Raw genomic sequence first — 19734 nt, forward strand, 5'->3', positions numbered from 1 at the left:
AAAGAGTCCGGTAGAGTACCGAACTCTTTCATATAATAATATTGTTTAATTTTGTCTAAACTTTTGGGTGCAGTCTAATTTTTGAAGCGGATTTTTTATTTATCTTCCAAAGTCGTCCTGTACTCTTACGATATCATCTTCATCTGAAGGATTGGAGGCATCGGTATGCTGCCAGATTTCAGCTACGATTCCCCAGCCTGCAAGACCAATTAATCTGTGTCTTTCTCCCTGCTGAAGCTTCACCTGATCTTTCGGGCCATATTCTTTCAATTCTCCCTCTTCATCGGTATTGCTTCTTTTGATACCTACCGTTCCTTCCACTACCTGCCAGATTTCGGCTCTTCTGTGGTGATACTGCCAGCTTAATCTTGCTTCCGGAGCCACGATAAGAATTTTAGGGCTTAACTTTCCTCCTATTCTCAGGCTGTCTACATCAATCCCATCGAAATATTGGTTGGCAAAATCTTGTGCCTGTGTTTCATCAATCACAAAAAATCCTCCCCATGGTCTTGTATCGTCTTTTGCTGCGATGTTAAAACCTTGTCCTTGCAGCATGCTTTCTACTCTATCGAATATTTCTTTTTTCTCTGTACTCATACAGCTATATTTTTAATTTAAAATTTATTTATTTGACTCTTCTTTTGACATTGAATATGGGAAATCTTTTTCCTGTGTACCTCTTTCTTTATTAGGTTTGCTATCCATTTTAAAGTCTAACACAGCACCTTTCATCAATTCCTTGTGGCTTAGCCAGTTTTTGGAATAAAGCTGTTGGTTTACATTCAAAGATTTTACATATAAATTTTCCGCATTGTTTTCAGGAGCTTTTATTTCAATTTTCTTACCATTTTCAAGGTGAATGGTAGCTTCTTTAAATAATGGCGCTCCCAATACGTATTGATCTGTCGCCGGTGTTACCGGATAAAATCCAAGGGCTGAGAAAATATACCATGCAGACGTTTGTCCGTTATCTTCATCACCGCAATATCCGTCCGGAGTGGCATGATACAATTTATTCATCACCTGTCTCGTCCAATATTGAGTTTTGTAAGGTGCACCTGCATAGTTGTACAGATAAATCATGTGCTGAATAGGCTGATTTCCGTGGGCATACTGACCCATATTCATGATCTGCATTTCTCTGATCTCGTGGATCACGCCTCCATAATAACTGTCATCAAAAACCGGAGGCAATGAAAATACTTCATCTAATTTGGCTTCAAATTTCTTTTTCCCACCCATCAGTTCTGCCAAACCATCAATGTCCTGGAAAACCGACCATGTATAATGCCAGCTGTTTCCTTCCGTAAAAGCATCTCCCCATTTGAAAGGATTGAAAGGTTTCTGGAAGTTACCATCTTTATTTTTACCACGCATTAAACCTGTTTCCTTATCAAATACATTTTTGTAATTATAAGCTCTTTTCTTATAAATATCAATTTCTGAAGCAGGTCTTCCTAATGCTTTTCCTAACTGATAGATTGAAAAATCATCATAAGCGTATTCTAATGTTCTTGCTGCATTTTCATTGATCTTTACATCGTAAGGAACATAGCCCAATTCATTATAATACTTTACTCCCGCGCGGCCCACAGCTTCTATAGGACCTTCATTGTTTGCTCCGTGCTTTACAGCCTGCCACAGCGCTTCTGTGTCATATCCGCGAAGTCCTTTGATATAGGCATCTGCTACTACGGATGCAGAATTATTTCCAATCATAATATCAGAATATCCAGGGCTGCTCCACTCCGGTAAGAAACCTCCTTCTTTGTAAGCATTGGCCAATCCTTCCTGCATTTCTACATTGATACTTGGGTACACAAGATTCAGGAAAGGATATAAAGCACGGAAAGTATCCCAAAAACCGGTTCCTGCAAACATTCTTCCGTCAACAATTTTACCGTTGTAAGGGCTCCAGTGTTTTATTTTATTCTGAGCATCAATTTCATATAACTTTTGCGGGAAGAATAAAGTCCTGTATAAAGAGGAATAAAAGGTTCTCATCTGCTGATCTGTTCCTCCTTTTACTTCTATTTTTCCTAATGTCTTATTCCAGATATTTTTAGCATCGGTTTTTACCTGTTCAAAATTTCTGTTTCCGATTTCTCTTTTAAGATTCAGTTCTGCCTGTTCAAAGCTGATAAATGAAGAGGCTACCTTTGCATACACCGTTTCTTTATTTTTAAGCTTAAATCCTACCACAGCTCCGGTGTGATCACTGGTAATTTCTAACTGATCATTCACCAGTTTATCATCTTTCCAGGTTTTTGTGAGTTCAAAATCTTTATCAAACTGAATAACAAAGTAGTTTTTAAAGTTTTCGTATTTCCCGGTAGAATATCTTGTGGTATATCCGAGGATTTTTCTTTCTTTTGGTAAAATTTTGATATAAGATCCTTTGTTCAAAGCATCAACCACTACGTAAGCGCTGTCTGTCTTTGGAAAATCAAATTTAAAATAAGAAGCTCTTTCAGTAGGTGTAAATTCTGTTGTGACATTGATGTCAGCAAGATAAACACTATAGAAGTAAGGTGTGGTCACCTCAGCTTTATGGCTGAACCAGCTTGCCCTTTCATCTTCTTTAAACTTCACTTTTCCAACTCCAGGCATGATGGCAAATGCGCCATAATCGTTCATCCATGGAGATGGCTGGTGAGTTTGTTTAAATCCTTTTATTTTATCTGCATCATAGGTATATGCCCATCCATCCCCCATTTTACCGGTCTGGGGTGTCCAGATATTCATTCCCCAGGGAAGTCCGACTGCCGGATAGGTATTTCCATTGGATAATGAAGGTTTGGATTGGGTTCCCATCAAAGGATTCACATAGTCTACGGGAGATACATTCTGACCTAAAGCCCAGGCCTGTAATAACAGTAAGCAAGTGGAAAATATAAACTTCATTGTATCTTTTCGTTTGTTAATTTATATACGCTTTTTTAATGCATAGCTGGCAGCTCCAAGAATGGCCGCATCTTCAAATATGGCCGAAATTTTAACCTGCAAGTTAATATTATTCTTTGTTAAATTCTGAATAAATCTTTGCTCAAAATGAGGATAAGCTTTGGCAATATTTCCCCCTATAACTAAAACTTCCGGTTTGTAATGATCCACATATTTCACGATAAATTCAGAGAAAGAATCTGCATATTCATCAAACATTCTTTTCTGTATTTCCGCAGGTTTATCCAGAAGGTCTTTTGTTCCTGAAATTTCTTCACCGGTCAGTTCTTTGTAGTGATTCACGAACCAGCGCGTTGCCAGATAGTCTTCACTGATAGAATCTCTGAAGGGAGAATCCCATAAGTCTTCATCGGTAGCCAATTCACCATTGAAGAAAGTAGTTCCCAATCCTGTTCCAAGAGTCACTCCAAAAATCCTGTTGAATCCCTGGGCACATCCACCAAATACTTCTCCTTCCATAAAGGCTGCAGCGTCATTTACAAAGTGAATTTGCTTCTCAGAAATGCCTAGTCTTTTTACCAGCTCTTCTTTGATATTCACCTGATAGATATCAATAAATTTTCCCTGCTGCATGAGTGATATCCCTTTCTCATAATCGAAAGGTCCGGGCATTGCAATACCGATTAAAAGATCTTCTTTTACCAGATCATGAGCCACCTTATTAATGGCTGAAACCCAAGCGTTGAAAATAACTTCTTTGTTTTCGAAAGCATCTACATGTTCTCTTACATAGGTGGATGAAATGATTTCACGTTTTTCCGGATCTACCTGAGCCAGCGTGATGTGCGACCCTCCAATATCGATTCCTACTATATTCTGCATTATTTCTTTATTTTAAATTCAAGTCTTCCTGTGACTGCAAAAACAGACAAACAGAAGTACACCTCTGCCTGCCTGCTTTGTATTTCAGACTCTATTTCATTAGTCCCGGTTACTATTTTATTATCAGAATCTTACTTCACAATAATTTTACCGGTTGATATTACTTTACTGTTTGCGGATGTAATTTTGTAAATATAAGTACCACTGATTAAATCCTGCGTATTCACTGCGTTATTATTTTGATTAATATTCTGTTTTTTGAATAATTTTCCTGAGGCATCATACAATGCCACTTCATTGGCTGAGCTGTCCGTGATAACAAAATGAATATCATTTCCTCGTTTCACAGGGTTCGGATAAACTGCGCTGTTCTCCTTCATAGATTCAACATCTTTCACTGCAAGATTAGAAGCACAGGCAACATCTGTTTTCCAGTTCGCATCTGTCATATTGACCAAGGTAGCAAAATGAGTGTTGGCCGTAGCATCTAAAGCTCCCATTCCGCTTCCTTCATCCATTTTCCAGTTGGCTTCAAGACCTGTAGAATTGGCAAGAACATTACAGCTGTTACTTAAAATTTCCTGTGGTGTTAACGCCTTTTTCCAAACTCTGAATTCATCAAGGAAGCCGTTGAGTGTACGGGAATTATCATAGTTTCTTCCCAGATAAAGAATTCCGTTTGCGGTAAAATTACCCGTCACCGCAAATGTTGCATCAAGATTACCGTTGACATAAATTTTCATGGCTGCGCCATCATAAGTGGCTGCTATATGATACCATGTATTGGTGTTAAATGCCGTATTCGTATTCAATTTCACCTGTGACGAACCAAAACTTAATATAAACTGCAGCTTATTATTCGCCAGGTTTCCATCTCCGAAACGAAGCATTGCCGAGTTGCTATCTCCTACTTCTATCCCCATTACCGATGAAATATACGGAAAGCCTGTTTTGAAAGCATTTACTTTTACCCAACCTTCAAATGTTACGGCATTTCCGCTCAGGTTAAATTGTCCTGCATTAAGGTAGTGAGTGCTTCCGTTGAAAGCAAGAGATCTTGCACCCGGACTTGTAACCGGAGCAAAACCACTGTTGAATGATCCTTCTCCCGAATAAGTACTTGTAGTTCCTCCGGCACATGAAGCCTGTACTTTCCATACATAACTTGTATTAGGTGTCAGGTTTTGTAATGAATAGGAATTGGTTGTAATATTTGGAATTTCAGTCCAGGTTGTGGCAGCAGCAGTTTTATACTGTAATGTATATGAAGTTGCATTTCCGGCATCCCATGATAACTGAGCCGTATTACCAAGGAAACTTCCGGAAGTCAATCCTGATGGCGTAGTGCAGCCACTTCCGGAGTTAAACCTTGGTGCAAAAATATAAGTACTTGTTAATGTCGGTGAGCAGTTGGACTGTATTCTCCAATCGTAATTGGTATTCAGGGTAAGGTTGCTGATGACAATATTATTTCCTGAATAATTATTGGCAACGCTTGTCCATACTGTTGAATTAGCTGGTTTATAATCAATATTGTAAGACTGGGAAGCATTGGAAGTCCAGTTCAGTTGAGCTGAAGTTCCTGTCACATTGGAAACATCAAGTCCCAATGGCGGATCACAGGTTTGTCCCTGCGACCATGAATATAACTGACCGCTTAAAAGCGTATTTTCATTGTAAAGAATATTAGATCCTGTGCTCAGATAGCTGGCTACATTGGTTCCCGGCAGATCGTACCACATAAAAACACCATATTGATCATTTTTTGTGCTGGTCGCTAAGTTTGCCAATGTTGTTGCAGATGTTGAGCTTGGATTCGAGTTCTGTATCCAGGTTGCCGCGGCAGAAATTTTGGATTTATCAAGAGGTGGAACAACAGGCGCATTGTACGTACTGTACATGGCATTCCAGGTGTAATTGATATAATTTCCGGCTAAATCTCCATTATACGTTTGTCTGGTTGTGGCCGGACCATAGTAGTAGAATGTAATCAGTTTATCCGGCATTGCGGCTTTCAGTTCCTGCAAAAGCATGACAAAAGAGCTGTTATTAGGCTGTCCTGTTCCGTTATTTCCGTATCCTGCGTATTCATCATCAAGGTCTACTCCATCCAGTCCGTAGGTATAAACAGTGTGAGCTACCTGTAAAGCGAAATCTTTTGCCGCCTCACGATTAGGGAAATTGGAAATTCCGGCTCCCTGGTGATTTCCTAAAAGATCCAGAAGTACTTTTATTCCTTTTTGCTGTAAAGGTTTTACGTAGGTATTAACATCATTCAGAACTTTGGTAACGTTGTTATTGTTGGAGATGTAAGCTCTGTTTTTGGAAACATCGTAGTTGATATTGGCTGCAAAAATAATAGCAACATCAAAAAGCTGTCTGTTGGTATTCTGTAAAGTATAGGAACCTGCATTCAGCATATTATTGTTGTTCACTTCCACATAGCAGACTCCCAAAGGATCAAGCTGCTGTGCTTTGAGTGCCGGAGCTGACTGAAGCATCAGGGCCATTAAGGGAATAAAAAAGGATTTTTTTCTCATAGTATATCAATTTTGTAGTAGAAAAAATCATTGGGCCGAAGCCCAATGACTGGGTTTGTTATTTTACAATTAGCTTTTCGGATTGTTTCAGGCTTCCATCATGAGATTCAAACTGAACAATGTAGTTTCCTGCCGGAACTCTGCTCAATTCATATTGATTATCTCCTGAGTTCAGTGATTTAGTATCTACAATTCTTCCGTTAAAATCATAAACCGTCAATTTCCCTTTGCTGTATTCATCCGGAACAGAAACTGTCAGTAATGAAGATTTGCTTGCCGGATTAGGATATAATTTGATTTGATTTTTAATGTTAGTCTCTCCCGTATTGATCGCCTTTTGCCCCGCAGTTCTTGCTAATGCTGAGCTTCCTGTTGTACATGGCAGATCTGTTCCCCAATTGGAAGCATCAACACCTGTCAAGGTTAGAGTCACTCCATTTCCGGAAGTATCCTGAACTGTAGAACCACTTCCTTCGTTAAACTTCCAATACGCAGCCAGTGAAGTTGCCGGAACGGACACATTACACATATTCTGACTGATTTCTGTCTGGCTTAATGCGCGCTTCCAAACTCTTACTTCATCTATTTTACCATTGAAATTTCTGGAAGTATTATATAAATATCCTACGTTGAATGCACCAGTTGAATTCACACTTCCTGTTTGTGCTTTAGTGGCATCCAGAACACCGTTGATGTAAATTTTCATATTGGCACCGTCATAAGTAGCTGCCACATGATACCAGGTATTGGCATTCAAAGCTGTTGCAGAAGCCAGTTTTTGCTGTACATTATTAATACTTACCACAAACTGAAGTTTATTATTCGCCAGACTGGCATCTCCTAATCGTAAGAATGCAGAATTGCCGTCGCTTACTTCTGTTCCCATGATAGAAGAAATATATGGCGACGCAGATTTGAACGATGACGGTTTGATCCACCCTTCAAAAGACAATGCTGAGCCGCTTAGATTCATACTTCCGGCCGCTCCTGATTCAGTACTTCCATCCAAAGACAGAGCATAAGAACCTGTAGGCGTTGTTCCTGAAGTACTTGTAAATCTTGGCGCAAACATATAGGCACTTTTCACGCTGCAGTTGGTTCTGATTCTCCAGTCATATTCGGTGTTGGCTGTTAAACCGGAAATGGTTACAGAAGTGGAGCTTGTCGCTGAAACTGCATTTGTCCAGGTTGTTGAAGAAGCTGGTTTATAATCGACATCATAGGTATTGGTTCCTACAGCAGACCAGTTCAGTTTTGCGCTTGTGCCTGTAAGATTGCTTGTGTACAACCCGATAGGGGCGTCACAATTGGTTCCCTGTGTCCATGATTGTAAAGGGCTGCTTAAAACAGTCTGTTCGCCATATAAAGTTTGGGTTCCTGCTGAAAGCTGTGCCGTTTCATTCGTTCCATGTAAATCATACCACATGAATACGCCGTAACCTCCATTTTTAGTTTGGGTAGCCAGGCTGGTGGTGGTAGAATTGGAAGTATTTCCCATCCATACGGCAGCAGGAGAGATTTGTGCTTTGGTAAGAGGTGGTACATTCGGAGCAGAGAATGTTCCGTACATCGCGTTCCAGCTGTAATTGACATTATCTCCTACTCTGGCTCCGTTCCAGGAAAGTCTTGAAGCGGCAGGACCATAATAATAGAATGAAATAATCTTATTGGGTAATAAAGCTCTGAGTTCCTGAACCAGCATTACAAAAGAGCTGTCATTAGGCTGCCCTGTTCCGTTATTTCCGTATTCAGAATATTCATCATCAAAATCAATTCCATCAAGACCGTAGGTATTCACTGTATTGGCAAGCTGCAGAGCAAAGTCTTTTGCTGCTTCACGGGTAGGAAAATTACAGATTCCCGCTCCCTGATGGTTTCCTAAAATAGTGAGTACGACTTTCATTCCTTTCTGCTGAAGAGGCTTTATGTAGGTATCTGCATTGGTAAGAACCTTGGTTACGTTATTATTCGAATACAGATAGGCTCTTCCACGGCTGGTATCATAATTAATATTGGCCGCAAAGATATTCACCACATTAAACAGGTAACTGTTCGATGTCTGCAGTTTGTACGCTCCTGCATTCAGGAGGTTGTTGTTATTCACTTCCACATAGCATATCCCTTTAGGGCTAAGCTGCTGTGCGTTGATCAGAGAACCAGACTGAAGCATCATGGCAATCAGTGCGGTAAAGATGGATTTTTTTTTCATTGTATAATTTTTTTAAGGTGTTTTGGTGTCTGAATTTTATATAGCAATCCCCTTATTCCTTCTTTTTCGGGAAGGAATCTCAGATGAAAAAACCATATAAAAGGGTGTGCTATGTCAGTAGCTCTGGGTTTTCGTTAAAGGTTTTCCATAACAATTCTCCAAATAAGGTATTGGCCCATGCAAACCATTCTCTGGTGAACTTTTTGGAGTCGTCTTTATGGAAGGATTCATGCATAAAGCCTGTTCCTCCATGCGTTTTCTGTAAGGTATCTATGCACCATCTGATCTCACTTTTGTCTTTGGTAGTGAGTGCCTTCATTATGATACTCATTGGCCAGATCATATCCAATCCGATATGCGGACCTCCTATTCCTTCTGCCAGCTTACCTTTGAAGAAGAACGGGTTGTTTTCTGACCACACAAATTTTCTTGTATTCAAATACACAGGGTCATCAGCTTTCACCGCATCCAGATAAGGCAGTCCCAGCAAGCTTGGACAGTTCGCATCATCCATCAGGTTGTAGCTTCCAAAGCCATTTACTTCAAAAGCATATATTTTTCCAAATTCAGGATGATTGTAAATTCCGTATTTTTTGATGGCTGCTTCTACCTCATCAGCAAGGCTGTTCAATTGTTGAGCCAACGTTTTTTCATTTTTAATCTGAGCAACCATTTCCGCAGCCTGACGTAAGCTTACCACCGCAAATAAGTTGGAAGGGATCAGGAATCCGTAGATGGTAGCATCATCACTTGGACGGAACATAGAGCTGATCAATCCCACAGGTTTTGTTGGATAACCATATCCTCCCATAGGAACTCCATCTGTTGCCCAAGCCGTTGTACGCTCGAATTTGTAAGGACCCAGATCATTTTTTCTCTGCTGTTCTGTGAAAGTCTGCAGGGTAAGTTTGATTCCTTTCAGCCAGTTGGCATCGAAAGGTTTTGTATCTCCGGTTGTTTTCCAGAAGTGGTAGGCCAGACGGATAGGATAGCAAAGCGAGTCGATTTCCCATTTTCTTTCATGGGTTCCCGGCTTCATATCGGTATGGTCATATTCTTTCCATTTACTGATCTTCTGGTCATCGTTATAGAAAGCGTTTGCATAAGGATCTTTCAGGATGAAAGTAGTCTGTTTATGGATGACTCCTGAGATCAGCTTGTGCAGTTTTTCATCTTTCTTCGAGAACTGCAGATAAGGGAAAACCTGTGCGGAACTGTCACGAAGCCACATGGCATCAATATCCCCGGTGATCACATAGGTATCCGGCGTTCCGTTGGTTTCCGTATAATAAACAGTAGTATCCAATGTATTCGGGAAGCAGTTTTCAAAAAGCCAGCTCAGCTCTTTGTTTTTCACTTTCTTTTTAAACGCGGCAATAGCACTTTCTACAGATTCGCTGGTAAAATGTCTTTTATCTTTAGGAACACGGACAACAGGAAAATTGTCCAGCACTAAATTTTTAGCAAAAACATTTTGAGTAAACAGCAATCCGGCTCCTGCCAGTGCACTTGTTTTAATAAAATTTCTCCTTTCCATTGATACTTTGTTTCGTTTATTTTTATGAGTCTTATTTTACTGGTTTGCTTCCCATTACGAATCTCAATTCGCCACCGTTCATAATATCGCTGTGATTCAGTTCCCAGCTTTTATATTCTTTTCCGTTCAGGAACATTTTCTGTACATAGATATTCTTGTCGGATATTTTGTCTGCAATTACGGTGAACGTTTTTCCATTCTCCAGTTTTAAAGAAGCTTTCGGGAATTGTGGTGCTCCGATGGCATAAACAGGTTTCCCAGGTGTTACAGGATAGAATCCTAATGATGAGAAAATATACCATGCTGACATTTGACCACAGTCTTCATTGTTAACGATTCCATCAGGTTTTGCTGCGTACATATTGTCACGGATATATTTTACCATTTTCTGAGTCTTATAAGGACTTCCTGCATAGTTGTACAGGTATGGAACATGATGACCTGGCTCATCCCCAAATCCTAAAGATCCGATGAATCCTGAAATATCTACGTGCTGTTCACCTTCCATATGAAGTGCTTCTGTAAAGGTTTTATCCAGTTTTTCTTCAAATCCTTTTTTCCCGCCATACAGATTCATCATTTCATCAATCTGGTGTGGAACAAAGAAGTCATAGGCCCAGATATTTCCGGAAACCCAGTGTGGCTGAAGTTTTTTCCAATCGTTAAGGGTAAAATCTGCTAAGAATTTGCCGTCTTTTTGTCTTGGCCAGAAGTGATTATTTTCTTTATTGAAGGTATTCAGGAAGTTCATAGAACGTTTTTTATATACTTCCGATTCTTCTTTTTTACCTAATTTTTCTGCAAGCTGCTGAATACACCAGTCGTCATATGAATATTCTAATGTTGCAGAAACTGAAGCTCCGTTTTCTGATGGAGTATAGCCTAATTTGATATAATCATTAAGACCGCCACCACCATCGCTGCTGCTCATTTTATCTGTTAAAGAAGCATCTTTCATCGCGGCAAATGCTTTTTCTGCATCAATACCCGGAACTCCTTTTGAAATGGCATCCCAGATTACCGAAGCACTGTGATAGCCCAGCATACAGAAGTTATCATATCCACAAAGCTCCCAGATCGGCATATGATCTTTACGATCTGTATATCTGCTGATCAGGGAATTGGCAAATTCTTTTGTATGTTTTTGATCCATAATAGTCAATAATGGATGTGTTGCTCTGAATCCATCCCAGTAAGAATACGTACTGTAGTTGGTGAACCATTTGGTATTCATGTTTTCCTGAGCGGCCACATAATCTCCATTCACGTCCATGTATAAATTTGGTGCAATGAAGGTATGGTAAACTCCCGTGTAGAAAATTTTTCTCTGGCTCTCTGTACCTCCTGTCACCTGGAATCTTCCGATCAGATCTCTCCAGGTCTTTTGAGCGGTTTCTTTTGCTTTGGCAAAGTCAACATTTGTTGCTTCTGTATCAAAATTTTCCTGTGCATTTTCTGTACTCACCGGAGATAAAGATACTTTTACTTCAATGCTTTCCTGGTCTTCTGTGGAAAATCTCACAAAAGCTTTAGCATCTTTGGCAAGGGCAATTTTTTCATCATTTTTGATTTTTCCGTCAGCATAAACACCGTAAGACTTAAACGGTTTGGAAAACTCCATCACGAAGTAAGCAAACCGTTTACCTCCCCAGCCGTTGCTGTAACAGTATCCTTTGATTTTATTATTACCTTCCACACTCACCAAAGTATGGTAGATATTTCCGAAGATTTTGTTGGTAGGATCAATAATGATATTAGCTTCACTACTCTTCGGAAAAGTATATTTATGAAATCCTACTCTTGGAGAAGCAGTAAGCTCTGCTTTAATTCCATAGCTGTCCAGCATTACAGAGTAATATCCCGGAGATGCAATTTCTTTATCATGGGTAAATTTTGAACGGTAACCCGTTTCCGGCTTGTCTTCAGATCCTGGAACCATTTTAACCTGTCCTACTGTAGGCATTACCAGAATATCTCCAAGGTCTGCCCATCCCGTTCCGCTCAAATGGTTATGACTGAATCCCATGATCGTTTTGCTGCTGTAATGGTATCCGGAACACCAATCCCAGTCGCCGCTTTTCGTATTCTGATCCGGACTCAGCTGTATCATCCCGAATGGCGTGGTTGCTCCAGGAAAAGTATGCCCATGTCCTCCTGTGCCTATGAAAGGATCTACCCAGGATAAAACATCGTTTTTATTTTGCTGGGCACTGGCTACAGAAATCAGGGTGGTAAAAAAGCAGATTAACAGTTCTTTTTTCATGATAAGAGAGGTATCGGAGATTTTTTTATTTAAAAGTTGGTTTAAAAATAGGAAAACCATTATAAAATTCCCAGCAAACGGAAAAATTAAGATGATTAACCTATTTTCCTAAACTTTATATTACTGTATTAAATTGAATTCTTTTTCATAAAATCAATGATTTCTGAGATATATCCAAAGGCAATCGCAACTACGGTATCAGCAGCACCGTAATATACTGTTACTTTGTCTCCTTCAGTCAATGCTGCACAAGGGAAAACCACATTGGGTACATCTCCTGTCAGTTCATACAATTCAGCCGGAGCCAATAAATAAGGCTTCGTTCTGTACAACACTTTTGTAGGATCTTCAAGATCAAGCAAAGCCGCTCCCATTGAATATCTGAATCCTCTGCAGGTATTGATCACACCATGATAGAAAAGCAGCCATCCTTCTTCTGTTTTGATAGGAACCGGCCCTCCTCCGATTTTGGTACACTGCCATGCACTGTCTTCGAAAGGCGTTACTTTCATCACGCAACGGTGTTCACCCCAGTATTTCATATCAGGGCTATAGCTGATATAAATATCTCCGAAAGGCGTATGTCCGTTATCACTCGGACGGCTCAGCATGGCATATTTACCATTGATTTTCTCAGGAAACAAAACACCATTTCTGTTGAATGGAAGAAAGGCATTTTCACACTGAAAAAATTCTTTAAAATCAAAAGTATACCCAATTCCGATGGTAGGACCATTGTATCCGTTGCACCAGGTGATCCAGTAGCGGTCTTCAATAAAAGTTACACGTGGATCGTATTTGTAATCGGATTCAATCATATCCGTATTTCCTGCCTGCATTTCAATAGGGTCATGATTGATATCCCAATTGATTCCGTCTTTACTGAAACCGGCAAAAATATTCATCTGTACTGCCTTGTTGTCGCAACGGAACACTCCGGCAAATCCGTCCTCAAAGGGAATTACGGCACTATTGAATATACTGTTGGATGTTGGTATCGCGTATCTGTTAATGATCGGGTTTTCGGAAAACCTCCACATGATATCATTACAACCTTCCGGGCGATCCTGCCAGGGGATCATTACTGATTGAGCTGTCATAAAGTATTTTTTACTTTTTATTTTTTTATTATTATGAATTGATTTGTTGTTCTTTCTGATTTTCAGGGTAAGGGAAAGGAACGAATACAGTGGCCAAAAATGCAGGAATGGTAGCAATCAGTACCCAGATAAAGAACATTTTGTATCCGATCCAGTCACTGATCATTCCACTGAACATTCCGGGAATCATTACGCCAAGATTCATAATCCCTGTTGCAAATGCGTAATGTGCCGTTTTGTGTTTTCCGGGTGCAATCTGCTGCATCATGTAGAGCATAAGCCCCACAAAACCAAATCCGTAACCGAAATATTCCACGACCACCGCAATTCCTACCGGTAAAAGATCTGCCGGCTGATAATAAGCCAGTAATGCATAGACCACAAATGGAATATTGAATGCACAGCATAGCCATATCAAAGATCTTTTCAATCCGCGGGCTGAGATAAAATACCCTGCCAATACGGACCCCAGGATGAATGCTGCAGAACCATATGTCCCATAAATAAGCCCGATATCGGAAGTAGATAATCCTAATCCTCCCGACGTTCTTGGAGCTTTAAAAAATAAAGGCGCAATTTTGATGGCAAATCCTTCTGCAAAACGATATAGTATAATGAAGAGGATACACCACAGAATTTTCTTTTTGGTGAAGAAAGAAGTAATCACTTCCAATAGTTCCTGACGAACGTTTCCAGCCGTTTTCTCTTCTTTATTTTCTTCCTTGTTTTCTTTCGGCAGAATGAAATAGTGATAAACTCCCAATACAAAAAACAACAATGCATAGATCACCATAATGATCATCCAGGCATTGGTAACTCCTTTTGTCTTTTCTAAAACCCCGGCAAAATAAACGAGTGCTCCACTGCTGATAATCTTCGCCAGGTTGTAAAAAGCACCCTGCCATCCAATATACTTTGCCTGCTCTTTATTGGTCAAAAACCCAATATACGTTCCGTCCGCTACCACATCATGGGTAGCCCCACAAAATGCAACTATCGCAAAAAGGGCAATACTGTATTTGAAAAAATCATGCATTGGCAGGCTTAAGGCCACTAATGCAAACAGAATTCCTATCGCAAACTGAGTAAAAACAACGAAGAATTTTTTGGTTTTATAGATCTCCAGAAACGGGCTCCAAAGAGGTTTTAATGTCCAGGAGAACATGATAAGGGCAGTCCAGAAAGTAATCTGCGAGTCCGAAACCCCCATATCTTTATACATGATTCCTGAAACCGCATTAATGGTTACAAAGGGCACTCCCATTGCAAAATATAATGTTGAAATCCAAAGAATCGGCTGAATCCGACAGGTTCCGGAGTTGTTTTTTCCCATATTTAAAATAAGATTCTAAATAAAAGAGAACATCTCAAAAATACATTCAGGCTAAAAAAACGAAACTATAAATTTTTTGGAGATTCTACTCTATTCTCCCGCCTCAATGAATGTATCAAATAAATCTGATCTTGAGATGTCTCTTTACTGATGAGTGATTCTGAATATTTTTTATTTCTTATCCCACCAAAGCTTTGTTCCTCCGGTATCAGGACCGTTCAGCATTTGAGCAGCTTGCTGGTAATTATATAATGATGTTTTGGTATCAATAGTAAAAGGAATTCTCCTTATCATTGCTTCTGTACTGATGGCTCCGCCGCTGTCATTCTTTCTTACCTTGAAAAGAACCGGATAACCTGTTCTTCTCTGCTCAGCCCATGCTTCAGGTCCATTCGGATAAAGGGATAGCCATTTTTGGGTAATAATTCTTTCTAATTTTCTTTCGTTGGTATCACCGTTATTCCACGCAATCGTAATGGTACTTAACTGAGGGTTTCCAACAAGTACGTTATTGTCTGCATTTTTCGGATCAATATAAGGTGCTTCAGTAGAAGTATTATCGGCAAGATAAGCAGCAACATTAGCACTTTTCCCCCATTCTCCGAAAGACTGCTGAACTCCGGTTGTATAGTTGGTTTGAATATCTCCTGCTCCTGCATATCCTCTCAAAGCAGCTTCAGCTCTAAGGAACCATGTTTCTGCAGCGGTGAATAATTTCATTTTACCATCGGTACCGGAAAAATAATCTCCGCTGGCAGATTTTGCCTGTGGCTGTGAGAACCCTCCGTACGTTGATTTACCATTTAATAAATCTATTCCCTGGCGGATTCCTATATATTTTCCCTGTAAGCTTGGATCAGATGCAGGAATAGCATATGCCGGAAGTCTTGGGTCATTGTATCCGTTCATATATGCCATCAAAGGGGCTCCGATCAGACAATCTCCCCATGAGTAAATAATAAAACTCAATTCTGACTGTCCTACACTGATCAACGCATTATCTGCATTGTCAGTAATCAATCCTGCAGGTGAAGCTAGTGCTTCTTCTGCATATTGTTTAGATTTTGCAGGATCAGCATAGCTCATTCTCATGGCTAACCTCAGCTTTAATGAATTGGCAAATTTTGCCCATTGAGCCATATTTCCGCCATATACTAAATCTGCTTTTTTCAATGCCGATTTATCTTCTACATTCTGTGTTGCTGACATGGCAATTACTTTCTGCAAATCGTTAATAGCTGCAGTAAGATCAGCAATAAAATAGTTGTAGGCTTCCTGTTGAGAATCAAAATCAGTTACTCCATTCGGATTGGGTTTTTCATATTTGCTGTAAACTACAGGGCCATGACTGTCTGAAACTCTTGCGGCTGTAATGACTTTCAAAATCTTTTTTACAGCAAATGTTCCTGTAAAATCTACTCCTTTATAGATTTCCTTAGCCGTATTATCAATAATAAGAGAGTAATTGAAAATATCCTGTTGTCTGGCAATAATTCTGTTATTCCATCCGTCCATCATCGAATAAGTAAGATTATTTACCCCTCCATTAAATGGTGTTGCTGTACTGAACATTCCACTGTACATATCTGCACTAAGGTTAGGGTACAGCTGATAATCTGACTGTAATCCTCTCTGCATGGATTTCATGGGATCAACAACAGCGATGAAATCAGCGTAAAAATTTTCAGGACCTCCTGCTTTTTCCTGATTATACTGTTCAAAGTCATTTGTACATCCTGAAGCAGAAAATAACAGTACAGCTCCGAATGCCAATATTTTAATATGATTGATTTTCATTTTCTTAATTGTAAAAGTTAGAAGTTAGCTTTTAATGATAATCCAATAGATCGGGTAACCGGTAATCCGAATGAATCTACCCCTACTCCACCAGGTGTATTTCCTGATACCTGCTCAGGATCAAATGGTGCTTTTTTGTAGAAGAAAAATAAGTTGGTTCCTACTAAGCTTACGGTTGCGTTTCTCATATATTTAGATTGAATATCGAAAGTATATGAAATGGAAGCCTGGCGTAAACGTATTGTTGTAGCACTGTACAGATAGGCTTCATCAATACCTTTTCCAAACCCTTCTGTTGTTCCTACTGCTTTATAGTAATCTTTTGCATTGGTTAAACCCGTGTAAGCCTGTCCCGCATTTGGTGTTCCCGGTGCATATACTGCATTTGGAATAGATACACCTCCAGCATCTCTTGCATCAGCTGTAGACTGACTAACTCCATAGATATCGTTTGCTTTTTCTGTAAGGGAAAGTACCTTCCCTCCAAATTTACCATCAATAAGGAAAGAGATTCCCAGCTTACCAATATTAAAGGAGTTATTGAATCCCATAATAAACTTAGGATTCGGATTGCCAAGATAAGAAGGAGTACCTTCTGCTAATGGGATTCCTTTTTCATTCACTAAAATACGTCCCTGATCGTCTCTTTTAAACTTGATTCCGTAAAGATCACCAAAAGATCCTCCCAATTTCAGTTTGGTGTATTCCCCTCCTCCTGTTAATGAGAAAAGTTGGTTTTCTGATATAGGTAAACTTGGTGGAAACAATTCAACAATAGTATTTTTGTTAGCCGATGCATTTAATGTAGTTGTCCATCCAAATTTTTCTGAACTGAAGATCTTATATGACAATGAAGATTCAAAACCTGTATTTCGGATTTTTCCTGCGTTGATATAATATGATCCAGGAGCTATTCCTCCGAAATAAGAATCTATTTTTGTTTCTAACAATTGATTACTCGTATTGGAGTTGTAGTAAGTAATATCAAAACTTAATTTATTACTAAACATCCTTAGCTCTGTTCCAACTTCAAAAGTTTTATTAAATTCAGGTTTCGGAAACAGGTCTTTATACTTAGGATCAGTAATGAATGAACTCTTTGGAAACACAAGTGTTCCCGCATCTACACCAACAGTATATCCTTTATTATATTCAATCATAGCATTGGAAATATTGGTAGGCAACCCTAATCCTACCGTTGCATAAGATCCTCTTACTTTCCAGAAACTAATGACTTCCGGAAGTTTGAAAACAGAAGATAACACAGCATTAGCTCCTACAGATTCATAGTCAAATCCCGTTCTCCCTGTTAAGGCCAGACTGGAATCCCAGTCATTTCTAAAAGTCATGTCCACATAAAACATATTTTTATACCCTACTGTAGCACTTGCAAATACAGATTGTACCTGCTTCTTCATATTGGTATAGATATTATGATATCCATCACCAGGGGATCTTTTTTTACCCCATTCAAGATTACTCACAGTGAAAAGGTTAGGGTTTGTCAGATATGCGTTATCAATTTGTCCTATTTTATTTCTTGTTGTATTGATACTTCCTCCTAACGTAAAATCTAAAGAGAAAGACTCACTAATTTTAGGACTACCGATAAGCAACACGTCCCCATATGTTGAAGAGTTTTCATAGGTATTCTTAAGAATTCTTCCATTAATTCCTTCCTTAACAGCCAGTAAAGTAGGTGCTGAAAAAGCAGCAATATCACGCTGACTGTCTGAAATATTCCAGCTATAATTTCCTCTCACTCTTGCCGTTAACCAAGGATTGATCTGGTAAGATAATGAAAGCGCTCCATAGGTATTTTTATTGCTTACAGTAACCGGATTACGGTTTAAAATCCAATAAGGGTTCTGTGTTGGTGGGTTTCCTTTAAAACTTCCATCCGGATTAACCTCCCACCAGTTTTGAGCAGGTAAAAATCTTTCTTTATTTAAATAAGTGTAATTATCTGGACCATACTGATCAAAATCTACTCCTCTTGGCAACCAGTACAAACTCGTCAAAGGAGAAAAAGATGCTCCGGGAGTCTGTCTGTTCTTACTTTCCTGTAATGAACCGATGAAGTTGGCATCTAATGTTAACTTATCATCCAGAAACTTACTTGAATTTCTGAAAGAAACGTTATACTGATCAAAATAAGACATGGGAACCACTCCTTTGTTGGTGGTATTTCCGATTGAGAAATAACTTGTTGATCTCTCATTTCCTGACTGGAAAGAAAGGCTATTTACCCAAGTTGTTCCTGTCTGAAGGAAGTCTTTAAGATAATCTTTAGAAGATCCTTTTGCGCCCCAGCTTTCTACTGACTGTCCCGGCTGTGATCCCGATACAGAAGGGTCATAAGACAGATAACTGTGCTGTAGTTTTGGAAGACTATAAGCCCTGTCCACTGTAAGGCTGGAGCTGTAAGTAATTGAACTTTTCCCTGCACGTCCTTTTTTAGTTGTAATCAGGATAGCCCCATTACCTCCGGCAGAACCGTACAATGCAGAAGCAGAAGCTCCTTTCAGGAAGTTGATGCTTTCAATATCATCAGGATTGATGGAGCTCAATACATCCCCCGGATCCGGCATATTGGAATACTGTCCGATATCTGCTGATTTTCCTGTTCCGTTGATAATGGGAATACCATCAATCACATACAGTGGCTGTGCACTGTTGACAGACTTATCTCCTCTCATGACCACCCTTACGGAGCTACCTACACCATTGGTTCTGTTGATCTGCACATTGGAAACTTTTCCGTTGATCGAATTTAATAGATTGGGAGTTTTCACTTCTGTAAGCTCATCCCCGCCAATCTGCTGACTGGAATACGTCAAAGAGCGGGCCTGCCTTTTTATCCCCAAAGAGGTGACCACGACCTCCTCAATACTGGTTGTCTTCGTAGTATCGGCTGTTTTTTTCTCCTGTGCATTCGCAGTGAGTGAAAAAACAAACAGAACGGGTATAACTGCTTTTCTCATAAGGTATAGATTCGTTAGATTTAATTGAGAATCAATGACATTACTTTATTTTTTAATACAAAAAAAATTATTGTTCTTTCAGCAAAATTTTGCCGTTTATGTATTAAATTATTTAAAGTTTTGTTAAGATTTAATTCACATTCACAAATCTAAATTTTGTAACCAGTCTGATATAATACTATTTT

11 protein-coding genes are annotated in these 19734 nt (G+C 39.4%); all 11 read right to left on the reverse strand.

All coding sequences use genetic code 11. From position 1 onward, the window contains the following. Positions 1-99: 99 nt before the first annotated feature. The 11 genes from AC59HC_RS00005 to AC59HC_RS00055 all read right to left on the reverse strand — a co-directional run bounded on the left by AC59HC_RS00005 (position 100) and on the right by AC59HC_RS00055 (position 19549). Complete coding sequence (locus tag AC59HC_RS00005) at positions 100-597, reverse strand: cupin domain-containing protein (protein ID WP_137904426.1); 498 nt, start codon at positions 595-597, stop codon at positions 100-102. Positions 598-621: 24 nt separating this feature from the next. Beyond that, positions 622-2904 carry a GH92 family glycosyl hydrolase gene (locus tag AC59HC_RS00010; RefSeq protein WP_496557766.1) on the reverse strand — a complete coding sequence of 761 codons (2283 nt, stop codon included), beginning with the start codon at positions 2902-2904 and terminating at the stop codon, positions 622-624. 21 nt (positions 2905-2925) lie between these two features. After that, a complete protein-coding gene (locus tag AC59HC_RS00015) occupies positions 2926-3786 on the reverse strand; it encodes an ROK family protein (RefSeq protein ID WP_496557767.1) in 861 nt (286 codons plus the stop codon). 131 nt (positions 3787-3917) lie between these two features. Next, positions 3918-6326, reverse strand: coding sequence for an endo-beta-N-acetylglucosaminidase H (locus AC59HC_RS00020; protein ID WP_496557768.1), 2409 nt, complete (start codon positions 6324-6326; stop codon positions 3918-3920). Between the two features lie 58 nt (positions 6327-6384). Beyond that, on the reverse strand, positions 6385-8535 hold the full coding sequence (locus tag AC59HC_RS00025) for an endo-beta-N-acetylglucosaminidase H (RefSeq protein ID WP_496557769.1): 2151 nt from the start codon (positions 8533-8535) through the stop codon (positions 6385-6387). Between the two features lie 109 nt (positions 8536-8644). Continuing rightward, positions 8645-10072 (reverse strand): glycoside hydrolase family 125 protein, encoded by a 1428-nt coding sequence (locus AC59HC_RS00030; protein ID WP_496557770.1) that lies wholly within the window; start codon positions 10070-10072, stop codon positions 8645-8647. Positions 10073-10103: 31 nt separating this feature from the next. Further along, the gene (locus AC59HC_RS00035; protein ID WP_343643625.1) at positions 10104-12335 is read right to left on the reverse strand and encodes a GH92 family glycosyl hydrolase; all 2232 of its coding nucleotides are present in this window, start codon (positions 12333-12335) and stop codon (positions 10104-10106) included. A gap of 128 nt (positions 12336-12463) precedes the next feature. Continuing rightward, positions 12464-13435 carry a glycoside hydrolase family 130 protein gene (locus AC59HC_RS00040; protein WP_047376309.1) on the reverse strand — a complete coding sequence of 324 codons (972 nt, stop codon included), beginning with the start codon at positions 13433-13435 and terminating at the stop codon, positions 12464-12466. Positions 13436-13466: 31 nt separating this feature from the next. After that, positions 13467-14768 carry an MFS transporter gene (locus AC59HC_RS00045; RefSeq protein WP_496557771.1) on the reverse strand — a complete coding sequence of 434 codons (1302 nt, stop codon included), beginning with the start codon at positions 14766-14768 and terminating at the stop codon, positions 13467-13469. 171 nt (positions 14769-14939) lie between these two features. Further along, positions 14940-16565 (reverse strand): SusD/RagB family nutrient-binding outer membrane lipoprotein, encoded by a 1626-nt coding sequence (locus AC59HC_RS00050; protein WP_277693771.1) that lies wholly within the window; start codon positions 16563-16565, stop codon positions 14940-14942. 17 nt (positions 16566-16582) lie between these two features. Continuing rightward, the gene (locus AC59HC_RS00055; RefSeq protein WP_202841801.1) at positions 16583-19549 is read right to left on the reverse strand and encodes a SusC/RagA family TonB-linked outer membrane protein; all 2967 of its coding nucleotides are present in this window, start codon (positions 19547-19549) and stop codon (positions 16583-16585) included. Positions 19550-19734 lie beyond the last annotated feature (185 nt).

It is taken from the genome of Chryseobacterium sp. DZ-32 (assembly GCF_059587025.1).

What these genes read in the sequence shown, in the direction of transcription:
- AC59HC_RS00025 (WP_496557769.1), bottom strand. Translation starts at nt 8,535, where the DNA reads ATGAAAAAAAAATCCATCTTTACCGCACTGATTGCCATGATGCTTCAG.
- AC59HC_RS00030 (WP_496557770.1), bottom strand. Translation starts at nt 10,072, where the DNA reads ATGGAAAGGAGAAATTTTATTAAAACAAGTGCACTGGCAGGAGCCGGA.
- AC59HC_RS00035 (WP_343643625.1), bottom strand. Translation starts at nt 12,335, where the DNA reads ATGAAAAAAGAACTGTTAATCTGCTTTTTTACCACCCTGATTTCTGTA.
- AC59HC_RS00020 (WP_496557768.1), bottom strand. Translation starts at nt 6,326, where the DNA reads ATGAGAAAAAAATCCTTTTTTATTCCCTTAATGGCCCTGATGCTTCAG.
- AC59HC_RS00040 (WP_047376309.1), bottom strand. Translation starts at nt 13,435, where the DNA reads ATGACAGCTCAATCAGTAATGATCCCCTGGCAGGATCGCCCGGAAGGT.
- AC59HC_RS00055 (WP_202841801.1), bottom strand. Translation starts at nt 19,549, where the DNA reads ATGAGAAAAGCAGTTATACCCGTTCTGTTTGTTTTTTCACTCACTGCG.
- AC59HC_RS00015 (WP_496557767.1), bottom strand. Translation starts at nt 3,786, where the DNA reads ATGCAGAATATAGTAGGAATCGATATTGGAGGGTCGCACATCACGCTG.
- AC59HC_RS00050 (WP_277693771.1), bottom strand. Translation starts at nt 16,565, where the DNA reads ATGAAAATCAATCATATTAAAATATTGGCATTCGGAGCTGTACTGTTA.
- AC59HC_RS00010 (WP_496557766.1), bottom strand. Translation starts at nt 2,904, where the DNA reads ATGAAGTTTATATTTTCCACTTGCTTACTGTTATTACAGGCCTGGGCT.
- AC59HC_RS00005 (WP_137904426.1), bottom strand. Translation starts at nt 597, where the DNA reads ATGAGTACAGAGAAAAAAGAAATATTCGATAGAGTAGAAAGCATGCTG.
- AC59HC_RS00045 (WP_496557771.1), bottom strand. Translation starts at nt 14,768, where the DNA reads ATGGGAAAAAACAACTCCGGAACCTGTCGGATTCAGCCGATTCTTTGG.